We start from the raw sequence: 19,823 nt of genomic DNA on the forward strand, positions 1-19,823 counted from the left end.
GGTTTTATTTTTTTGTAAATATAAAAAAGAGTTCGTTTCCTTGTCTTGGTTTTATCGAATTATATGCAGTTTCTAACTTTTTTACTTCAAAATCATTTTGAAATAACGCTAAATACTCTGATTTAGAACCACCAAACGGCGGACCAACATCGGTTAATGGAAATTGAAATAACAATCCGGCAATTTTACCATTTGAATTTAATAATGATTTCATTTTTGTTACATAATCTCCTCTTAACGAAGGATCAATTGCACAGAAAAAAGTTTGTTCCAGAATTAAATCATAGGTATCATCATGTTCAAAAAAATCAGATTTAATTAATTGATTTTCATTGCAATTTGAAACTCTTTCTTTAATATTATCCAATGGTGATTGCGCAAAATCCAATACAAAAACATTTTGAAATCCGTTGCTTATTAGATATTCAAATTCATAACTATTTCCGGCTCCAGGAATTAAAATTTTAATCGATTTATCTTCAATCTGATCAATATATTCTTTTAGTGGAGTTGTAATTGTTCCTGCATCCCAACTAATTTCATTGGTTTTATAACGGTTTTCCCAATAATCACTATTCAACTTCATCTTCGTCGGTATTGAATTCTATATCGTCTAGATCACGTCGGTCTTTTTTAGTTGGTCTACCTGTTCCAGTTTTTCTGTAATGTTCTTTAGAAAGTTTTAAAAGTTCTAAATGAGCAAATGATTCTGCTGGAGTTTCATCTTTTCGATATACATCAACAAGCTTAGCTCCAACACGATTTGCTGGAACATCCAAAACCGTAATTATATGAGTAATTTGGTCTTTTCTAAACGTGATTTTATCGGTAGCAAAAACCTCCTTAGAAGCTTTGGCAACTTGACCGTTTACAGTAATATGGTTCTTTTTGCAGGCTTCTGTTACCATATTTCTAGTTTTGTAATAACGTACGCACCATAAGTATTTGTCTACTCTCATAATTTTTTCTAAAATCAGCGTTAAATAGTTTACAAAAATAAATCAATATTGTATCTTGCGCACCTAATTTAATATAATAATGAACAAATATTTTAAAATTATTTTTTCTCTATCGATTATTGTAACACTTTTTTCATGTGAAAAAGAAGATAATAATCCTGTAGTAAAGCTGAGAGATTATACAGAACAGTATGCCGCAGATATTGACTCAATTGATAAATTTATTGATACACACTCAATGACAGTGGATGCTGATTATAATGTTACTTTTACAGAGATTACAGCCGAATCTCCACCAGGAACTCTTAATATTAGAGATGAGTATGCAGATGAGTTACAATTTAAAACTGTAACCAACGAAACTCATGGAGTTGATTATAAAATTTACTTTATAAAACTTCGTGAAGGTGATGGTGAAAGACCTTCAGCTGTAGATTCAATTCATGTTAGCTACAGAGGAGTAGAAACTATCGAAGGAGAACAATTTGATTTTGCTCAAAATCCTGTGTGGTTTAATACAGATGAATTAGTACCAGGTTGGAGTGAAATAATGCCATATTTTAAAACTGGCACTTACGATCCAGCAGATGGACCTGACCCGGTAACCTTTAGTGGTTATGGCGCCGGTGTAATGTTTTTACCATCTGGAATGGGATATTATAACATATCTCAAGGTGTAATTAGTGCCTATTCTAATTTAGTATTTTCATTTAAGCTTTATGAGTTGAGATATAGAGATCATGATAGAGATGGTATATTATCAAAAGATGAAATTGAAAATGTTTTAAATAATGATCCAAGAAAGTATGATAGTGATGGCGATGACATTCCTAATTATTTTGATAACGATGATGATGGAGACAGAGTGTTGACTAAATTTGAATTAAAAAAACCAGATGGAACTTATCACACCTTTGAAACTGTTCCAGGATGTGACGGTTTAGCAACCGATCCTGCTAGAGTAAGAAGATATTTAGATCCTACTTGTAAACCACCTTTTATAAATTAATAAAGCATAAAAAAAACCAGTTCATTTTGAACTGGTTTTTTTATATCTAATAATGAAATTATTTTCTTTTAATAACTCGTTCTACAGCTTCAACAATAGCTTGATTGTTAAGTTTGTATTTCTCCATAAGTTGTTCTGGAGTTCCGCTTTCGCCAAATGAATCTTGAACTGCTACAAACTCTTGCGGAGTTGGATTGTTTAACGATAAAGTTCTAGCAACGCTTTCTCCTAATCCACCAAGAATATTGTGTTCTTCTGCAGTTACGACACAACCTGTTTTTCCAACCGATTTTAGAATTGCTTCTTCGTCTAATGGTTTTATAGTGTGGATATTAATTACTTCAGCCGAAATTCCTTTTGCTTCAAGTGCTTCTGCTGCAATTAATGCTTCCCAAACTAAATGTCCTGTAGCAATAATAGTAACATCTGAACCTTCGTTTAAAAGTATTGCTTTTCCAATTACAAATGGTTCGTCTGCTGGCATAAAGTTAGGTACAACAGGACGACCAAAACGTAAATAAGTTGGACCATGATGATCTGCCAAAGCCAAAGTAGCTGCTTTTGTTTGATTGTAATCGCAAGTATTGATAACAGTCATTCCCGGTAACATCTTCATCAAACCAATATCTTCTAATATTTGGTGTGTTGCTCCATCTTCTCCTAATGTTAATCCGGCGTGAGAAGCACAAATTTTTACGTTTTTATCTGAATAAGCAACCGATTGACGAATTTGATCATAAACTCTTCCTGTAGAAAAGTTAGCAAATGTTCCAGTAAACGGAATTTTTCCACCGATAGTTAAACCAGCAGCAATTCCAATCATGTTGGCTTCAGCAATTCCAATTTGGAAAAAACGCTCTGGATGATTTTTTTTGAAATCGTCAAATTTTAATGAACCAATTAAATCGGCACACAAGGCAACAACGTTTTCGTTTTTTTGTCCCAATTCGGTCATTCCTGCACCAAATCCTGAACGGGTATCTTTACTTCCTGTATTTTCGTATTTTTTCATGATTCTAGTAGTCGCTTTGTGTTTCAGTATAATTTTGTGCCAATGCAGTTTCCAATTGCGCATCATTTGGTGCTTTTCCGTGCCATGCATGAGTATGCATCATAAAATCTACACCATGACCCATTTCTGTGTGCAATAAAACGCAAACGGGTTTTCCTTTTCCTGTTCTTGATTTAGCATCAGTCATTCCAGCAATTATCGCTTCGATATCATTTCCAGCAGTAATTTCTAAAACATCCCAACCAAATGCTTCAAACTTAGCGCGAACGCTTCCCATGTTTAAAACTTCGTCTGTTGTTCCGTCAATTTGCTTTCCGTTTAAATCGATTGTTGCAATTAAGTTATCCACTTTTTTAGCCGATGCATACATAATTGCTTCCCAGTTTTGACCTTCTTGTAATTCTCCATCGCCTAAAAGTGCATAAATCAAATGATTACAATTGTTCAATTTTTTAGCTTGTGCTGCTCCAATAGAAACCGATAAACCTTGTCCTAATGAACCCGATGCAACTCTAACTCCAGGTAAACCTTCATGTGTAGTAGGATGTCCTTGCAAGCGTGTGTTTAATTTTCTAAAAGTTGCCAATTCTGAAACTGGAAAATAACCACTTCTAGCCAAAACGCTGTAAAAAACTGGTGAAATATGACCATTTGATAAGAAAAATAAATCTTCTCCAATACCATTCATGTCAAATCCTTCTTTTCTGTCCATTAATTCTTGGTATAATGTCACCAAAAATTCAGTACAACCTAATGAACCTCCAGGATGTCCAGAGTTTACGGCATGTACCATTCGAAGAATGTCTCTTCGTACTTGTGTTGAAAAATCTTGTAATTGTTGTGTGTTAGTCTTCATTTTGTTTGTTAAAGTTAAACTGCCGCAAAGATAATCAGATAATTCGATTTTTAGTTTAATGAGGTTTTAGACTTTTAAAAAGTTATCTACAAATTGGAAATAAAAAAGATTGAAATCAATTTTAAATCAATTTCAATCTTTAGTAGATAATTTAATTTCATAATTAACTCTTTTTAGAAAACTTGCTGATAATAAATATTATAACTGCAATAACTGCAATCACGATAAAAATTCCGACTCCCATTCCAGCTTTAAAAATGCCTTCTATCAGTTCGCAACTTGTAAATAGAAATGAAATCAAAAATAAAGGAACGATTTTTTTTAGTAGATTTTGCATGATATTTTTTGTTTAAAGGTTACTTATTTCGTTTAATCAAATTTCAGAATTTTACCTTTTTTATCTCTTATACTATTTTAGTTTTAATTTATATTATTTACTCTTTTGTGGTTTTAATAGTACAAAATCATAAATCAGTATTAAAAATTTACATTTACTAATTCAATTTTTTTTATTCTGTTATCTTTGCCACTTCAAATAGTTATATGAAATTCGATTTATTACAAAAAGACCCAAATTCTAATGCCCGAGCAGGAACAATAACTACCGATCACGGAGTTATAGAAACCCCAATTTTTATGCCTGTAGGAACTGTTGCCTCTGTAAAAGGTGTGCATCAGCGCGAATTGAAAGACGATATTAATCCAGATATTATTTTAGGAAATACTTATCATTTATACTTGCGTCCACAAACAGAAATTCTTGAAAAAGCTGGCGGATTACATAAATTTATGAATTGGGATAGAAATATTCTTACTGATTCTGGTGGATATCAAGTGTATTCGCTTTCTGCAAATAGAAAAATTAAAGAAGAAGGAGTGAAGTTTAAATCGCACATTGATGGTTCGTACCACTTCTTTACACCCGAAAATGTAATGGAAATTCAGCGCACAATTGGTGCTGATATCATCATGGCATTTGACGAATGTACACCATATCCTTGCGATTATCGATATGCGCAACGTTCGATGAAAATGACGCACCGTTGGTTAGACCGATGCATCAATCATTTGGATAAATTACCTTTCAAATATGGTTATGAGCAAACGTTCTTTCCTATAGTTCAAGGAAGTACTTATAAAGATTTACGTCAGCAATCGGCAGAATATATTGCCAATTCTAATCAACAAGGAAATGCCATTGGTGGACTTTCTGTAGGTGAACCAGCCGAAGAAATGTATGCAATGACTGAGGTAGTTTGTGAAATACTTCCAGAAGACAAACCAAGATATTTAATGGGCGTTGGAACTCCAATAAATATTTTAGAAAATATTGCACTCGGAATTGATATGTTCGATTGTGTAATGCCAACAAGAAATGCGAGAAACGGAATGCTATTCACAGCAAACGGAACCATAAACATTAAAAATAAAAAATGGGAAGCCGATTTCTCTCCAGTAGATGAAATGGGAATCACATTTGTTGATACCGAATATACTAAAGCCTATCTTCGTCACCTTTTTGCTGCAAACGAATATTTAGGAAAGCAAATTGCAACAATCCACAATTTAGGTTTCTATATGTGGTTGGTTCGTGAAGCAAGAAAACATATCTTAGCTGGCGATTTTAGAACATGGAAAGATATGATGGTAAAAAATATGAGCCAAAGACTTTAACCGTTTATTGTTTATAGTTAACTATAAATGAGAAACCATAAACTTTATGAATGTTAAAAATAATTGATAAATACATTTTAAAGCGCTATTTAGCAACATTTTCAGTGATGTTGTTGATGTTTATTCCTATTGGAATTATCATCGACGTATCTGAAAAAGTAAATAAAATGATTGCGAACAAAGTACCTTTCAAGGAAATTGCTATCTATTATTTTGACTTTACAATCTATTTTGCCAATTTACTATTCCCTATATTTTTATTTTTATCAATTATTTGGTTTACCTCAAAATTGGCCAATAATACTGAGATTATTGCCATTTTAAGTTCTGGAATTTCATTTTCTCGCTTTTTAAGACCTTATATTATTGGTGCAACAGCAGTTTCTTTATTTGCTTTGCTAATGGGTTTCTTTTTAGTTCCAAGTGCAAGTGCCGGATTTAAAAATTTTAGGTATATGTATCTAAATAATTCTGGTATTAGCGGAATGAGAGATAACTCGGATGTTTACCGACAAATTAGTGATGATGAATACATTTATGTTAGTAATTTCAATAATGTTTCAAAAGTTGCTTTTAATTTTTCGCTTGAAAAATTTAAAGATGGAAAATTATTATATAAAATTAATGCTTCTCGATTAAAATGGAATCCAAAAGATAGTACATACACAATGTTCAACTATAAAAAAAGAACAATAGGTTTGTTGGATGATGTTTTTGAAAAAGCCGATAAGAAAGATGCTAAATTCAATTTCGATTTAGATGATTTATCGCCTGTAGTTTTTATTGCCGAAACACTTTCTTATGGAGAATTAACTAGTTTTATCGAAAAAGAACGTAAGCGCGGATCATCTAATATCAATACCTATTTGGTTGTTCTTTACAAAAAGTATAGTATTCCAGTTGCAGCTTTTATCCTAACAATTATTGCAGTTTCTGTTTCCTCCATGAAACGTCGAGGCGGAATGGGTTCTAACTTAGCAATCGGAATTTTACTAGCATTTTCATTCGTATTTCTCGATAAAATATTTGGTGTTTTAGCCGAAAAATCATCTTTTCCACCAATTATTGCTGTTTGGATTCCAAATATTGTTTTCGGAATTTTAGCAATTTACCTTCTTAGAAATGCTAAGCGATAATACCAAAAGTTATTTACATCTTCACCTCATAGTTTTTATTTGGGGCTTTACCGCAATTCTTGGCGCACTGATAACTCTTGAAGCGATGCCATTGGTTTGGTTTCGCATGTTATTTGCGGTATTTTTTATTCTAATTTATATCAAATGGAAGAAAATTCCAATAACGGTTCCTAAGAAAGTAATTCTTAAATTTCTTGTCGCAGGATTGATAATTGCATTGCATTGGTTTACTTTTTTTAGAGCAATAAAAGTTTCAAATGTGTCGATAACTTTAGCTTGTTTATCGACAGGAGCTTTTTTTACCTCAATAATAGAACCAATTTTCTTTAAAAAGAAGATGGTTTGGTACGAAATATTTTTCGGATTAATAGTTGTTTTCGGACTCACAATTATCTTTAATGTAGAAGGTAAATACGTTGAAGGAATTGCTTTGGCATTGACATCTGCTTTTCTCTCAGCTTCATTTGCAGTGATTAATAGTAAGTTTGTCCAGCAGTATGATGCTACGGTAATTTCGTTTTATGAACTTTCAGGCGGTGTACTTTTCTTCTCAGTTTTTCTGCTTTTTTTAGGAAGTTTTAATGCTGATTTCTTTAAATTATCAGTAGAAGATTTTGTTTATTTGATGATATTGAGTTCGGTGTGTACAGCTTATGCTTTTATTGCATCAACAGCTGTTATGAAATTTTTAAGTCCTTATACTGTGATGCTTACTATAAATCTTGAACCTATTTACGGAATCATTCTTGCCGTTTTATGGTTTAAAGATAAAGAGCAAATGAGTCCAGAATTTTATATTGGAGCAGTAATAATTTTAATTACAGTTATAATAAACGGAATCATAAAAAGCAGAGCAAAAGCAACTTAGCTATTGTTTGAAACTTATAATGCAAAATTACTTTTACAGACGATTTAAAATTTTATCTTTGTAATTCGAATTTTAATTAAAACGAACAAATCCTATGGAATATTTAGATTTTGAACTTCCTATTAAAGAATTGGAAGACCAATTAGACAAATGTCAAATAATTGGTCAAGAATCTGATGTTGATGTTACCAATACGTGTAAACAAATTCAGAAAAAATTAGACGAAACTAAGAAGAATATATACAAAAATTTAACGGCTTGGCAACGTGTACAATTATCGCGTCATCCTAATAGGCCTTATACTTTAGAGCATATTACAACTATAACAAAAGGTACTTTTTTAGAACTTTTTGGTGATAGAAATTTTAAAGACGATAAAGCCATGATTGGTGGATTGGGTCGCATTGATGGTCAATCGTTCATGCTAATTGGTCAGCAAAAAGGAGTTAATACCAAAATGCGTCAGTTTAGAAATTTTGGTATGGCGAATCCAGAAGGTTATAGAAAAGCATTACGCTTGATGAAAATGGCTGAAAAATTCAATATTCCAGTAGTAACTTTTATCGATACTCCAGGTGCATATCCAGGATTGGAAGCCGAAGAAAGAGGACAAGGTGAAGCTATTGCAAGAAATATTTTTGAAATGTGTCGTCTTAAAGTGCCTATCATCTGTGTAATTGTTGGTGAAGGTGCTTCTGGTGGAGCATTAGGAATTGGTGTTGGAGATCGCGTTTTAATGATGGAAAACACATGGTATTCTGTAATTTCTCCGGAATCTTGTTCATCAATTCTGTGGAAAAGTTGGGAATATAAAGAACAAGCAGCAGATGCATTAAAGCTAACTTCAGCCGATATGAAAAAACAAAAGTTAGTCGACGATATTATTCCAGAACCACTTGGTGGCGCTCATTATGATAAAGAAACAACTTTCAAAACTGTCGAGCAATATATTATGAAAGCTTATAACGAATTAAAAGATTTATCAACAACTGACTTAGTTGCGCAGAGAATGGATAAATACAGCAATATGGGCGAGTATAAAGAGTAAAATCTTACAAATTTATCTAAAATCCGAAGCCCTTTAGTTTCGGATTTTTTTTTACTTGTTAACAAAAAAACTTTAGTTATAAACATACATATGTAATAACTAAACTCACTAAAAATTAAAGAAATAGTTACTTTCGCTTAATGGAAAATCTCAGAAATATAAACCCAATAAAAGTAGATAAAACTACAATCATAAATCTTGAAAAAGGAAAGCTTCCACCACAAGCATTAGACCTTGAGGAAGCAGTTCTTGGTGCCATGATGATTGATAAAAAAGGTGTTGATGAGGTTATTGATATACTTCAATCTGAAGCTTTTTATAAAGATGCACACAAACACATTTTTGAGGCGATTTTTCAGTTATTCACAGATTCTCAACCTATTGACTTATTAACAGTTTCTTCGCAGTTAAAGAAGAATGCAAAGCTAGACTTGGCTGGAGGCGATTTTTATCTAATTCAGCTTACGCAAAAGATATCTTCATCGGCACATATTGAGTTTCACTCGCGTATAATTTTGCAGAAATTCATCCAAAGAAGTTTGATAAGAATATCATCAGAAATCATTGAAGAATCGTATGATGAAACTACTGACGTATTTGACTTATTGGACAAAGCCGAATCTAAATTGTATGAAGTTACGCAAGGAAACATCAAACGAAGTTCAGAAACGGCTCAAAGTTTAGTTATTCAAGCCAAAAAACGAATTGAAGAAATTGCTAACAAAGAGGGATTATCTGGAATTGCTACTGGATTTGAAAAATTAGATAAGCTTACTTCGGGTTGGCAACCATCCGATTTAATTATTATTGCTGCAAGGCCAGGTATGGGTAAAACGGCTTTCGTACTTTCTATGGCAAGAAATATAGCGATTGATTTTGGTCATCCTGTTGCATTGTTTTCTCTAGAGATGTCTTCTGTTCAGTTAATTACACGTTTAATTTCTTCTGAAACTGGTTTGTCTTCAGAAAAATTAAGAACTGGTAAATTAGAAAAGCACGAATGGGAACAACTTTCTGTAAAGGTAAAAGATTTAGAAAAAGCTCCTTTATTTATTGATGATTCGCCATCACTTTCTATTTTCGATTTACGTGCCAAAGCAAGACGTTTAGCATCGCAACACGGAATAAAATTAATTATTGTCGATTACCTTCAGTTAATGACTGCTGGTGGAAATGGAAAAGGTGGTGGAAATCGTGAGCAAGAAATTTCTACAATTTCTAGAAACTTGAAAGCTTTAGCAAAAGAACTGGAAGTTCCTGTTATTGCACTTTCTCAATTATCGCGTGCGGTTGAAACTCGTGGTTCTAGTAAAAGACCTTTGCTTTCTGACCTTCGTGAATCGGGTGCGATTGAGCAAGATGCCGATATTGTATCGTTTATCTATCGTCCAGAATATTATAAAATTGATGAATGGGACGACGATGAACAATCTCCAACCGCAGGTCAAGCCGAATTTATAATTGCGAAACACAGAAACGGTTCTTTAGAAAATATTCGATTAAAATTCATCGGAAATCTTGGTAAATTTGATAATCTTGAAGAATATGGTGGCGGTTTTGACGATTTACCATCTAAAATGAATCATGATGATAATCCGTTCATGACCAAGAATTTACCTACTGCACATGAGGCTTTTGGTAGTAGTTCGAACTCCAATGATGATGATAGTGATGTTCCTTTTTAAAATATAAAATCTCAAGAAATTGGGATTTTTTTTTTCACATAAAAACACGTAGTTTTACGTGGTTGTATGTCTCAATAATAGTTTAAATTTACCTCAAATATTTTCAGGTTTAAACTAGATGAGAGATTTTCAACTTAACGAGTCACAGATAATTGAAATAATAGAAGTTATTTTTACAGCTTGTTTATTCTTTGCATTTTTAATAATAATAATCTTTCATTATTACAGAAACAAATATTTAACCCTAACCAAAAAATAAAACCATGTCTCAAAACACAATTACTTTAGCACAAGCTCAACAATGGGCGCAAAATTGGAGAAACAATCCCAATCCTGATGTTATTGCTTTTTTAATTCCAGAAATTGATCTTACTCAAGTTATCGAAGAACGTGATACTGTAAATGTTCGAACGTATTTAGGAATTGATGATGATAATAGATGTAAACTAATGATAGTAGGCGTTGACGCAAGTGGAAATGATTTGATAGACGATACAAAAGGTCAGTATATATATGATTTAACGACGGCTTGCCAACCTGATTGTGATGTTAATAGTCCATTATTTAACATTTAAAAATGTATAAAATATTCAAGTACATACCAATTATTCTATTAATTATAAATTTTATTCTTTTTCTTTCGCAATTTAAAAAGGAAAATAGAACTTATAAAATTTACACGGTTTATTTAGGACTGATTGTTTTAATTGAAGTGTCATCAAGAGTATTAATTGCCAATGGATATCAAAATTTAATGTTATCACATTTATACTTTACAGGACAATTTGTTATGTTAAGTTTATTTTATTTACAATTGCTAAAAGAAAATTATCAAAAGCAGATTATTAAGTTTAATTTAATTATAATTCCTCTGTTATTACTAGTGAACTTTTCAATATTTCCATCTCAATTACACGAGTTTTCAATGGTTGAAATATTGTTAACTTCTGTAACAATAATTAGTTATAGTACTTTTCATTTTTACAATATGCTGTCCAATAAAAAAGATTTTTATTTGATAAACTGCGGAATATTAATATATTTATTTGGAAGTACAGTTACTTTCTTACCAAGAAATTTGCATGTTATTTATGGTAAAAGTTTTACAATAATATTAACTATATTAAACATTCTGTTATATATAGTATATCTAGTTTTTATTTTTTTAGAATGGCGACAAATTAAAACAAGAAGTAAAGGATGAAAAAAATTAACGATTCCATTGGTGGCAATAGCGTTGACATTTATGTTGTTTTAGGATATTTATTCATAGCTTTCTTGTTAATGGCTGGCGTTTTAATTTTGTTTTTTTATTTTTCAAGAAAGAAAATTATTCAAAAGGAAATCGAAAAAAAAATTCTAGAAATTAACCATCAAAAAGAACTTTTACGATCAGTTATTCTTACTCAAGAAGCCGAAAGAAAACGCATTGCTCAAGACTTGCACGATGATATTAGCTCTAAATTAAATGTAGTTTCATTAAATACACATCTTTTAAAAACGCCAAATTTATCGGATGATGAAATTCTAGAAATTACCGATAATATCACAGGATTAACTCAAAAAGCTTTAGAAAGTTCTCGACGAATAGCACACGATTTATTACCACCAGTCTTAGAAAAATTCGGATTAAATGCTGGAATTGAAGAGTTAATCGTAGAAGTTACAAGTAGTAAAACGGTTAAAGTGAATTATTTAAATGAGTTAAAATTTCAATTTGAAGATACCGAACGTCATTTACACATTTTTAGAGTACTTCAAGAATTGTTAAATAACTCTATACGTCATGGTAAAGCAACCGAAGTTTCTATCAGATTTAGTAAAATTAATGATATTGAAACTTGCACTTATAGCGACAACGGAAAAGGTTTTGACACATCCAATAATGAATCTCAAAAAGGATTAGGAATGAAAAATATTGAAAGTAGAATTAGTTTTTTAAACGGTACATTTTCAATTTTTTCCAAGGTTAATGAAGGTGTAAAAGTAATTTTCACATTTTAAATATGAGTAAAACAATAAAAATTATACTGGCTGACGACGAGGAATTATTTCGAAAAGGAATCTATTTTCTATTGCAACGTGAAAAAAATATCGAAATTGTATTCGAAGCTTCTAATGGCAATGAAGTAATTGAATACTTAAAAAAGACGGATAATTATCCAGATATTATTTTGATGGATTTAAAAATGCCAGTCGTAAGCGGAATCGATGCCACAAAAATCATCCATAAAGAATTTCCAATTGTAAAAATTATAGCATTAACTAGTTACAATACCAAAGCATTTATTGCTAATATGATTAACGTTGGTGCATCATCCTACCTAGTGAAAAGTGCAACACCAAAGGAAATGATTGATACTATAAATAAAGTCGCACAAAAAGGATTTTATTATAACGATGCCGTTTTGCAAGTTATTCAAGATGATATCATTGCGACAGATAAAAGTATTGTGAATTTATTTGACCAAGAATATCTTACCGTTAGAGAAAAAGAGGTTTTGGAGTTGATTTGCATGCAATTTAGTACACATGAAATTGCCGAAAAATTAAGTATAAGCTCAAGAACTGTAGAAGGCCATAGAAATAATTTACTATTAAAAACCGAATCCAAAAACATTGCAGGTTTAGTAGTATATGCAATTCAAAAGAAAGTCGTTGTTTTAGAAAATTTCTAGCTATTTTTTTTAAAACACAAAAAGATGTAAGGAACTTTGATTTTGTTCTTTACATCTTTTTTTTTTATAAATTTATTAGATTTTTGTTTCTAGCTAAAAATAAATTTTAATGATAATATCAAATACACTACTATCATGATTACAAATAGTGATAAACCAACTTTTTTTAATAAATTCATACTTTTAAAAGAGTTATTCATTTCTGATGTTATATTAATATTCATACTTAATTCCCTTTATTTATATTTTCAAATTTAAGTAGTATTTTTTTCTCCCATATACGTAGTTTTACGTGTTTTTTAATTTTTTTCAAATTTTATTTTTAACAAAAAATTATCTTTGATTCTAGTGATTTAAAATATATCTTCGGATTAAATTTATTTGTTTAAAATGAAAAGTTTAAAACTAGTTTGTCTATTGCTTTTATTGGTTTGTGTAACACCATTACGAGCCAATTTTATTCTTTTGCCAATGGATGAAGTTTCTCAAAAAAATCATCTAAAAGCTTATGGAATAACCTATTGGTGTTTAGATAAGCAGTACAAAGCAAGTTGGTTACTAAATTATCGCGGTGGTTCATTTTTATTGCCAGATGCACCCGAAATTAGAAAAGAATGCCAAATTAGAAATGTAAGTTTCGAAATACTTTCTGATAGTGAGGCCAATCAAATTTTAGATGAAATTTCCTCTCCATCACAAAATATGGAAACCGTTGTTCTTGAAAAAGCGCCTAAAGTTGCTGTTTATACACCTAAAGGAAAGCAACCTTGGGATGACGCGGTTACAATGGTTTTAACTTATGCCGAAATTCCGTTTACACCAATATATGATGAAGAAGTTCTTAGTGATCAATTAATTTTATACGACTGGTTGCATTTACATCACGAAGATTTCTCAGGTCAATATGGTAAATTTTTTGGAGCTTATAGAAATGCTCCTTGGTATATTGAACAGAAAAAAGAAGCAGAAGCTTTAGCCAAAAAACTTGGTTATTCTAAAGTTTCTGAAGAAAAACTAGCCGTTGCTAAAAAGATCAGAGATTTTGTAATTGGCGGCGGATTTATGTTTGCCATGTGTTCTGCAACCGATAGTTTTGATATTGCATTATCTGCTGAAGGTGTTGATATTTGCGAGCCAATGTTTGATGGTGATGAAAGTGAAGCCAACTATCAATCGAAAATTGATTATTCGAATACATTTGCTTTTAAGGATTTTGTGTTGGAACGAAGACCAGAACGATACGAGTTTTCGGATATCGACATGACTGAAAAAAGAAGAATCCAATTTGAAAAAGATTATTTCACCTTGATGGAATTCTCAGCAAAATGGGATGTAATTCCGAGTATGTTATGTCAAAATCATACGCAATTAGTAAAAGGATTTATGGGGCAAACCACTTCATTTGAAAGAGAGTTAATAAAATCGAACGTACTTGTTTTAGGAGAAAATCAAATAAATGAAGAAGCGCGTTACATTCATGGTCAAAAAGGAAAAGGATTTTTCACCTTCTATGGCGGCCATGATCCAGAAGATTACAGACATCAGGTAGGAGATGAACCAACTGTTTTAGACTTACATCCAAATTCTCCAGGTTTCCGACTTATTTTAAATAATGTATTGTTTCCGGCAGCTAGAAAGAAGAAACAAAAAACATAAAATATATAAGATTATACTTTTTTTATGAAATCTTTTAAAATTATAAATTATTAAATTTACAGATTGAATTATAAATTACTAAACTAAATGTTTAACAAAACTATTATCATATTATTTCTTACACTTACTCAAGTTGCTTTTTCTCAAGCAGAAAAAGAAAGCACTTCAAATTCTAGAATTTACTTTAACAATGAGGTAACCACAGTACCACAATTTGTTGGAGGACAACTTGCGCTTGATTCTTTTTTAAAAGCAAATTTTGTACAACCTAAAAAATCAAAAGTAAAAGGCGAAGTTTTAGTTGCTTTTGTAGTAGAAATAGATGGAAGTTTAACGGAAGTAGGAGTTCTTAGTGATGCAGGTTCTGGTACTGCAGATGAAGCTATAAGAGTGATGTCAATTTCTCCTAGTTGGATTCCTGGAACGTTAAATGGTAGGAACGTGAGAGTTCAGCACCTACTTAAAATTCCAGTAAATCAACAACTTTAATAGACTTTTACTTATTATTGTCTATAATATAGTTCAATACTTTGGTCATTAAATGTACTCGGTCTTTACCAATAACATTGTGTTTGTGCATTGGGTAAGGAAAATAGTCTACTTGTTTTCCAGCTTCAACGAACTTTTTTACTAGGGATAAATTGTGTTGTTCTACCACAACATCATCATTTGTACCATGAATTAAAAGTAATTTTCCTTTTAAATCTTTAACGTAAGTTAGTAAACTTGATTCTTCAAATCCTTTAGCATTTTCTGCTGGTGTATCCATATAACGCTCGCCATACATTGCTTCATACCATTTCCAATCTACAACTGGTCCGCCGGCAACACCAACTTTAAAAGCATCTGGTTTTCTTAGCATTAATGAATTTGTCATAAATCCGCCATAACTCCAACCGTGAACAGCCAAACGATTTCCGTCAACATAAGGTAATGATTTTAAGTATTCTACACCTTTCATTTGATCTTCAATTTCGTTGGTTCCACATTTTCCATGAATAACACTTTCAAATGCAAATCCGCGATTGTCAGAACCACGATTGTCTACTGTAAATACCAAATAACCTTGTTCTGCCATCCAATACATCCATAAATTCGCTCCGTCTAAATAGGAATTGGAAATCATTTGTGCATGTGGTCCGCCATAAACATAAACCATTACTGGATATTTTTTATTTGGATCAAAATTACTTGGTTTTATTAAACGTGTATATAAATCGGTTGTTCCATCGGCAGCTTTAATCGTTTTAATTTCAGCCGAACCCATTTCATAACCGTCGTATTTATTCTTACTTTCTAATAAAGTAGTAGCTTTTAAATTTTTATCATACAATACTGATTTTGAAGGAGTAGAATGATTAGAATATTCATCAAAAAACCAATTTCCATCTGATGAAATTGTAACGTTGTGAACGCCTTCGTCTTTGGTAATCAAGGTTTGCTTTCCTTTTAAATCTACTTTATAAACCAACATATTCGTTGGGTTTGGTCCTGTTGCTTTAAAATAAATTTCGGTTCCAGCAGGATTTGTTCCTATGATATCTCTTGTAACAAATTTATTATTGGTCAATTGTTTGATTAATTTACCATCAATTGTGTAATAGTATAAGTTTTGAAAACCATCTTTTTCGCTATGCCAAACAAAATTATTAGATTTTGAACTAGGGAAAAACGCATCGTGTTCTGGTTCTACCCATTTAGGATTCGTTTCATTTAATAAAGTTTTGATGAATTTACCCGAATTTGCATCATATAAATTCAAACACATATCATTTTGACCACGGTTTAACTCAGCAATCAAGATGTATTTTTCATCTGGTGTCCATGAAAGATTTGTTAAATAATCTTCTGAATTATTTCTTGGAGCGATAAAAACCGTTTTCCCAGTTGCAAGATTGTAGATTCCAACTTTTGGTTTTTCCGATTTTTGACCTATCATTGGATATTTTATCGAAACCAATTTCCCTGGAGTTTCATTTACATCTAATAATGGATAATCGGCAACTTCGGTTTCATCTTTTTGGTAAAAAGCTAATAAAGATGCTTTTGGTGACCAGAAAATTCCGCCTGAAATTCCGAATTCACTTCTAGAAATAGTTTGTCCAGAAACGATATTTTTATCAGTATTAGAAGTTACTGCAATTTTTTCTTTGTTTTTATTTAAGAAATATAAATTGTTTCCTTCAGTAAAAGCAAGGTTTTGATTGGCTTTATCAAAGGTTAGATTCTCTGCATTTTCAACCGCATCTTGAATTTTTTTACCAGATTTTGAAGTAAGCGAATACAAATAATAATTTCCGTTTTCCGAAACTATGATTGTGCTTGCATCAATCCACTGCAATCCGAAGAAGTTTTTCAATTTTGTACCTAAAGCCGAATTGATTTCTGCTAAAGTAACTAATTCAAATGTTTTTTTATCTGATGTTGTAGCAGTTACCATCTTGCTCCAACCATCGGTATAATAAACGTATTTGTTTGAGTTCGGAATCCATTGAAAACCAGTTAATCTATCGGCTCCAAATTTTCTTCCTTGTTGTAAAACGCCGTCTTCTAATGTAATTTTCTTTAATTGCGCTTGCGATGTAAAAGCAAGGAATAAGCTAAAGAAAACAATAATTTTTTTGTTCATGATTACTATTTGTTTGTTGTTGTAAAGGTATAAAAAAAGGATAATGATTAGTTAGACTAAAATCATTATCCTTTGTTACATTTTATGAATTGTAAAGCTCAAACAGCAATCTGAAATCTTCAATCTAATCTTCTTCAATTTCAAATTCGGCATCTTTCTCCCAAATTTCCATTTCACATGGCTTGCAATTGAATTTTAGTTTGTATTCTAATTCGCCTTGTTTTAAAACTAATGGTTCTTTAAGCTTAGTTTCCATTGTATCTTTATGATATTTTGGACATTTTTCTAATTCGTATTTGATGCAATATTTGGTAGTCATCACTCGTGATTTTCCTGGATCCCATTGCAATTCGAATGCTTTTTCAATTTCCGTTACGCCGTGTCTTTCATAAAATTTACGAGCCACTTTATTAGCAACATTATACGTAAAATCCAACTTACTTTCTGGATAAGGATGCGATGTTTTTACGATTTGATGTTCGTGACGAACGTAATTTGCCAAACGAATTTCAGATAATTGTTCGTAAACCGTTCGACGCATTTCATTGATTTTTGAAATAGGAAGAAACCAATTTTGCGAAAATACTACATCAATTTCATCAGCAGTGTAAGGTGTAAAACCTGTTTTTGCTAAATTTATTTTGAAGTTTTCTTCTATCGATTCGTTATTTTTAGTAGTTTCCTTCGGATGAACCAAAGTTACCGTGCTCACATTTCCATCTTCATCGGTTGCCATTAATTGAAATCCGTTTTCGGTTTCAGATAATAATAAAGTCGTACTAATTTTTCGAACCGCACTATCTTCACGTTCTACTATTTTGATAAAAGCAGCATCATTATTTCTGTAAATGAAAGTTCCTTCTTTGATTTCCTTTAAAACATTTGGAAAAACGAATCCGTTTTCGGCTCTATTTACATAAATACCATCTGCTTCGTTATTTTCGTTGATGAAGCAAAGTCCGTCGCCATTATTCAATAAATGACCGTTTTCAATTTCATACGAATTTCCAACCGTTTGAATTAGTTTCCCTATATATTGACCTTTCGATTTTGGGCTTTCCCAAGAACCGATAGCTTGGTGTCTTTCATTTACAAAATAATCGGTGTAACCACGATTGAAACTTCTATCTAGCGAAGAATCAAAAGTATAAGTGCATTTTCCAGACGAAGCTTTGGTATATTTAGTACTATTTTCTTCTAAAAAAGCATCTAATTTCTGACGTAAATACGACACATTATTTTTTACATAAACTATATCTTTTAGACGTCCTTCAATTTTAAAGGATACAATTCCTGCTTCAATTAAATTCGGAATTTGATCTGAAACATCGAAGTCTTTTATAGAAAGTAAGTGACTGTTTTTTATTAAAGTATCGCCATGACCATCAATTAAGTTGTAAGGCAAACGGCAGTTTTGAGCACACGAACCACGATTGGCAGAACGTTCGCCATTGGCAACACTCATGTAGCAATTTCCGCTGAAGGAAACGCATAACGCACCAGTTACGAAGAATTCTAGTTCTACATCACTAGCTTCACTGATTTCTTTTATTTGATGCAAATTCAATTCACGCGCCAAAACAACACGTTTAATTCCGGCATCTTTTAGGAATTTTATTTTATCCGCATCACGATTATTGGCTTGCGTACTTGCGTGAAGAACAATTGGAGGCAACTCCATTTCCATAATCGCCATGTCTTGAACGATAAGCGCATCGACACCAATATCATACAACTGATAAATCATTTTGCGACACGTTTCTAGTTCGTTATCATATAATATGGTATTGATAACTACGAAAACTTGGGCGTTAAAAAGGTGTGCATATTTTACTAAATCTGCAACATCTTCGATAGAATTGTTGGCATTGGAACGCGCTCCAAATTGTGGTGCACCAATATAAACTGCATCGGCACCTGCATTTATTGCTGCCATTCCGTGAATTAAATCTTTTGCTGGAGCAAGTATTTCTATTTTTTTCTTCATCAACTAATTTCCTTAAATAAAAGTGTGCAAAGGTCTTATATTTTATTGAAGATTTCTAATTTTATTTTGGCAAATCAAATTATTTAAAACTCATTGAAAAATAGAAGCATATATTTAAAAGTAGTTTTGCTTTTGATAAAATTTATATTTGCTTGCAAAATGTTTTATTTACAAATATCATTTACAATTTTTAAATGATGGTTGGTGTGTAATTTCAAAAACCATTCGGTTGATTTTTTATTTAAATTTCCAAAAAAAGGATGTTGAAAGTAGGCATTTTTATCAAGAGATTTCCATTCTTCTATAATTGTATTTACATTTTGTAAGCTATTTGTAAGTGATTCTTCGGAAATAGTTCCGTCAGGTAGAACTACTTTTGGAGCTTTGGCTTTACCTCTTGGAATGAAACCAATGATTGAAATAAACAATTTACTTTTATTAAACTTCCATTGGTATTCTATAGGATTGGAGTTTTTAACAGCTAAAGAAATTTGATGTATTGTTTTCAAACTGTGTTCTATTTGCCAACCAACAGTGGAATTAGAAACTGAAGGGTTTGCCTTATCGAAAAAAGGAATCTTAGATTCTAGTTGGGAAATTAGATTTTCGAGATCTTGCATGATGTA

At 31.6% G+C, this 19,823-nt stretch carries 19 protein-coding genes; 11 read left to right on the top strand and 8 right to left on the bottom strand.

Features of this window, described 5'->3' with window-relative positions:
* Positions 1–4 precede the first annotated feature (4 nt).
* Entirely contained in the window at positions 5–586 is a 582-nt protein-coding gene (locus LG45_RS02765) for a class I SAM-dependent methyltransferase (protein ID WP_035124166.1), read from the bottom strand.
* Complete coding sequence (locus tag LG45_RS02770; RefSeq protein WP_035124168.1) at positions 573–959, bottom strand: RNA-binding S4 domain-containing protein; 387 nt, start codon at positions 957–959, stop codon at positions 573–575. Before LG45_RS02770 ends, LG45_RS02765 begins: the two co-directional genes overlap by 14 nt.
* 79 nt (positions 960–1,038) lie before the next feature.
* Between LG45_RS02770 and LG45_RS02775 the strand changes: the two genes are divergently transcribed.
* Positions 1,039–1,968 carry an FKBP-type peptidyl-prolyl cis-trans isomerase gene (locus LG45_RS02775; protein WP_035124170.1) on the top strand — a complete coding sequence of 310 codons (930 nt, stop codon included), beginning with the start codon at positions 1,039–1,041 and terminating at the stop codon, positions 1,966–1,968.
* Between the two features lie 58 nt (positions 1,969–2,026).
* Here the strand turns inward: LG45_RS02775 and LG45_RS02780 are convergent, their stop codons facing one another.
* From LG45_RS02780 to LG45_RS16430, 3 genes are all read right to left on the bottom strand, one after another.
* A complete protein-coding gene (locus LG45_RS02780; protein ID WP_035124172.1) occupies positions 2,027–2,980 on the bottom strand; it encodes a transketolase family protein in 954 nt (317 codons plus the stop codon).
* A gap of 4 nt (positions 2,981–2,984) precedes the next feature.
* The gene (locus LG45_RS02785) at positions 2,985–3,836 is read right to left on the bottom strand and encodes a transketolase (protein WP_035124174.1); all 852 of its coding nucleotides are present in this window, start codon (positions 3,834–3,836) and stop codon (positions 2,985–2,987) included.
* A 163-nt stretch (positions 3,837–3,999) separates the two neighbouring features.
* On the bottom strand, positions 4,000–4,173 hold the full coding sequence (locus tag LG45_RS16430; RefSeq protein ID WP_165570787.1) for a hypothetical protein: 174 nt from the start codon (positions 4,171–4,173) through the stop codon (positions 4,000–4,002).
* Between the two features lie 206 nt (positions 4,174–4,379).
* Between LG45_RS16430 and tgt the strand changes: the two genes are divergently transcribed.
* From tgt to LG45_RS02840, 10 genes are all read left to right on the top strand, one after another.
* Complete coding sequence (gene tgt, locus LG45_RS02790; protein ID WP_035124176.1) at positions 4,380–5,510, top strand: tRNA guanosine(34) transglycosylase Tgt; 1,131 nt, start codon at positions 4,380–4,382, stop codon at positions 5,508–5,510.
* A 50-nt stretch (positions 5,511–5,560) separates the two neighbouring features.
* The gene (locus LG45_RS02795) at positions 5,561–6,646 is read left to right on the top strand and encodes an LptF/LptG family permease (RefSeq protein ID WP_035124178.1); all 1,086 of its coding nucleotides are present in this window, start codon (positions 5,561–5,563) and stop codon (positions 6,644–6,646) included.
* On the top strand, positions 6,633–7,514 hold the full coding sequence (locus LG45_RS02800) for a DMT family transporter (protein WP_035124179.1): 882 nt from the start codon (positions 6,633–6,635) through the stop codon (positions 7,512–7,514). Before LG45_RS02795 ends, LG45_RS02800 begins: the two co-directional genes overlap by 14 nt.
* 94 nt (positions 7,515–7,608) lie before the next feature.
* Entirely contained in the window at positions 7,609–8,562 is a 954-nt protein-coding gene (locus LG45_RS02805) for an acetyl-CoA carboxylase carboxyltransferase subunit alpha (protein ID WP_035124181.1), read from the top strand.
* A gap of 140 nt (positions 8,563–8,702) precedes the next feature.
* Positions 8,703–10,247, top strand: coding sequence for a replicative DNA helicase (dnaB, locus tag LG45_RS02810; protein WP_035124183.1), 1,545 nt, complete (start codon positions 8,703–8,705; stop codon positions 10,245–10,247).
* Between the two features lie 263 nt (positions 10,248–10,510).
* Positions 10,511–10,822 carry a hypothetical protein gene (locus tag LG45_RS02815; RefSeq protein WP_035124185.1) on the top strand — a complete coding sequence of 104 codons (312 nt, stop codon included), beginning with the start codon at positions 10,511–10,513 and terminating at the stop codon, positions 10,820–10,822.
* A 625-nt stretch (positions 10,823–11,447) separates the two neighbouring features.
* Complete coding sequence (locus tag LG45_RS02825; protein WP_052087459.1) at positions 11,448–12,251, top strand: sensor histidine kinase; 804 nt, start codon at positions 11,448–11,450, stop codon at positions 12,249–12,251.
* Between the two features lie 2 nt (positions 12,252–12,253).
* Positions 12,254–12,925 (top strand): response regulator transcription factor, encoded by a 672-nt coding sequence (locus LG45_RS02830; RefSeq protein ID WP_035124189.1) that lies wholly within the window; start codon positions 12,254–12,256, stop codon positions 12,923–12,925.
* A gap of 390 nt (positions 12,926–13,315) precedes the next feature.
* On the top strand, positions 13,316–14,581 hold the full coding sequence (locus LG45_RS02835) for a hypothetical protein (RefSeq protein WP_035124190.1): 1,266 nt from the start codon (positions 13,316–13,318) through the stop codon (positions 14,579–14,581).
* 87 nt (positions 14,582–14,668) lie between these two features.
* Positions 14,669–15,070 (top strand): energy transducer TonB, encoded by a 402-nt coding sequence (locus tag LG45_RS02840; protein ID WP_052087460.1) that lies wholly within the window; start codon positions 14,669–14,671, stop codon positions 15,068–15,070.
* Positions 15,071–15,077: 7 nt separating this feature from the next.
* Here the strand turns inward: LG45_RS02840 and LG45_RS02845 are convergent, their stop codons facing one another.
* The 3 genes from LG45_RS02845 to LG45_RS02855 all read right to left on the bottom strand — a co-directional run bounded on the left by LG45_RS02845 (position 15,078) and on the right by LG45_RS02855 (position 19,817).
* Positions 15,078–17,210, bottom strand: coding sequence for a S9 family peptidase (locus LG45_RS02845; RefSeq protein ID WP_035124191.1), 2,133 nt, complete (start codon positions 17,208–17,210; stop codon positions 15,078–15,080).
* A 124-nt stretch (positions 17,211–17,334) separates the two neighbouring features.
* Positions 17,335–19,197 carry a peptidase U32 family protein gene (locus tag LG45_RS02850; RefSeq protein WP_035124192.1) on the bottom strand — a complete coding sequence of 621 codons (1,863 nt, stop codon included), beginning with the start codon at positions 19,195–19,197 and terminating at the stop codon, positions 17,335–17,337.
* A gap of 164 nt (positions 19,198–19,361) precedes the next feature.
* Positions 19,362–19,817 (bottom strand): DUF1569 domain-containing protein, encoded by a 456-nt coding sequence (locus LG45_RS02855; protein WP_035124194.1) that lies wholly within the window; start codon positions 19,815–19,817, stop codon positions 19,362–19,364.
* Positions 19,818–19,823 lie beyond the last annotated feature (6 nt).

This window comes from Flavobacterium aquatile LMG 4008 = ATCC 11947 (genome assembly GCF_000757385.1).
In the GTDB taxonomy this organism is placed as follows: domain Bacteria; phylum Bacteroidota; class Bacteroidia; order Flavobacteriales; family Flavobacteriaceae; genus Flavobacterium; species Flavobacterium aquatile.

Excerpts from the sequence above, each read along its gene's own strand:
- LG45_RS02765 (WP_035124166.1), bottom strand. The coding sequence starts at position 586 with ATGAAGTTGAATAGTGATTATTGGGAAAACCGTTATAAAACCAATGAA.
- LG45_RS02770 (WP_035124168.1), bottom strand. The coding sequence starts at position 959 with ATGAGAGTAGACAAATACTTATGGTGCGTACGTTATTACAAAACTAGA.
- LG45_RS02775 (WP_035124170.1), top strand. The coding sequence starts at position 1,039 with ATGAACAAATATTTTAAAATTATTTTTTCTCTATCGATTATTGTAACA.
- LG45_RS02780 (WP_035124172.1), bottom strand. The coding sequence starts at position 2,980 with ATGAAAAAATACGAAAATACAGGAAGTAAAGATACCCGTTCAGGATTT.
- LG45_RS02785 (WP_035124174.1), bottom strand. The coding sequence starts at position 3,836 with ATGAAGACTAACACACAACAATTACAAGATTTTTCAACACAAGTACGA.
- LG45_RS16430 (WP_165570787.1), bottom strand. The coding sequence starts at position 4,173 with ATGCAAAATCTACTAAAAAAAATCGTTCCTTTATTTTTGATTTCATTT.
- tgt (WP_035124176.1), top strand. The coding sequence starts at position 4,380 with ATGAAATTCGATTTATTACAAAAAGACCCAAATTCTAATGCCCGAGCA.
- LG45_RS02795 (WP_035124178.1), top strand. The coding sequence starts at position 5,561 with ATGTTAAAAATAATTGATAAATACATTTTAAAGCGCTATTTAGCAACA.
- LG45_RS02800 (WP_035124179.1), top strand. The coding sequence starts at position 6,633 with ATGCTAAGCGATAATACCAAAAGTTATTTACATCTTCACCTCATAGTT.
- LG45_RS02805 (WP_035124181.1), top strand. The coding sequence starts at position 7,609 with ATGGAATATTTAGATTTTGAACTTCCTATTAAAGAATTGGAAGACCAA.
- dnaB (WP_035124183.1), top strand. The coding sequence starts at position 8,703 with ATGGAAAATCTCAGAAATATAAACCCAATAAAAGTAGATAAAACTACA.
- LG45_RS02815 (WP_035124185.1), top strand. The coding sequence starts at position 10,511 with ATGTCTCAAAACACAATTACTTTAGCACAAGCTCAACAATGGGCGCAA.
- LG45_RS02825 (WP_052087459.1), top strand. The coding sequence starts at position 11,448 with ATGAAAAAAATTAACGATTCCATTGGTGGCAATAGCGTTGACATTTAT.
- LG45_RS02830 (WP_035124189.1), top strand. The coding sequence starts at position 12,254 with ATGAGTAAAACAATAAAAATTATACTGGCTGACGACGAGGAATTATTT.
- LG45_RS02835 (WP_035124190.1), top strand. The coding sequence starts at position 13,316 with ATGAAAAGTTTAAAACTAGTTTGTCTATTGCTTTTATTGGTTTGTGTA.
- LG45_RS02840 (WP_052087460.1), top strand. The coding sequence starts at position 14,669 with ATGTTTAACAAAACTATTATCATATTATTTCTTACACTTACTCAAGTT.
- LG45_RS02845 (WP_035124191.1), bottom strand. The coding sequence starts at position 17,210 with ATGAACAAAAAAATTATTGTTTTCTTTAGCTTATTCCTTGCTTTTACA.
- LG45_RS02850 (WP_035124192.1), bottom strand. The coding sequence starts at position 19,197 with ATGAAGAAAAAAATAGAAATACTTGCTCCAGCAAAAGATTTAATTCAC.
- LG45_RS02855 (WP_035124194.1), bottom strand. The coding sequence starts at position 19,817 with ATGCAAGATCTCGAAAATCTAATTTCCCAACTAGAATCTAAGATTCCT.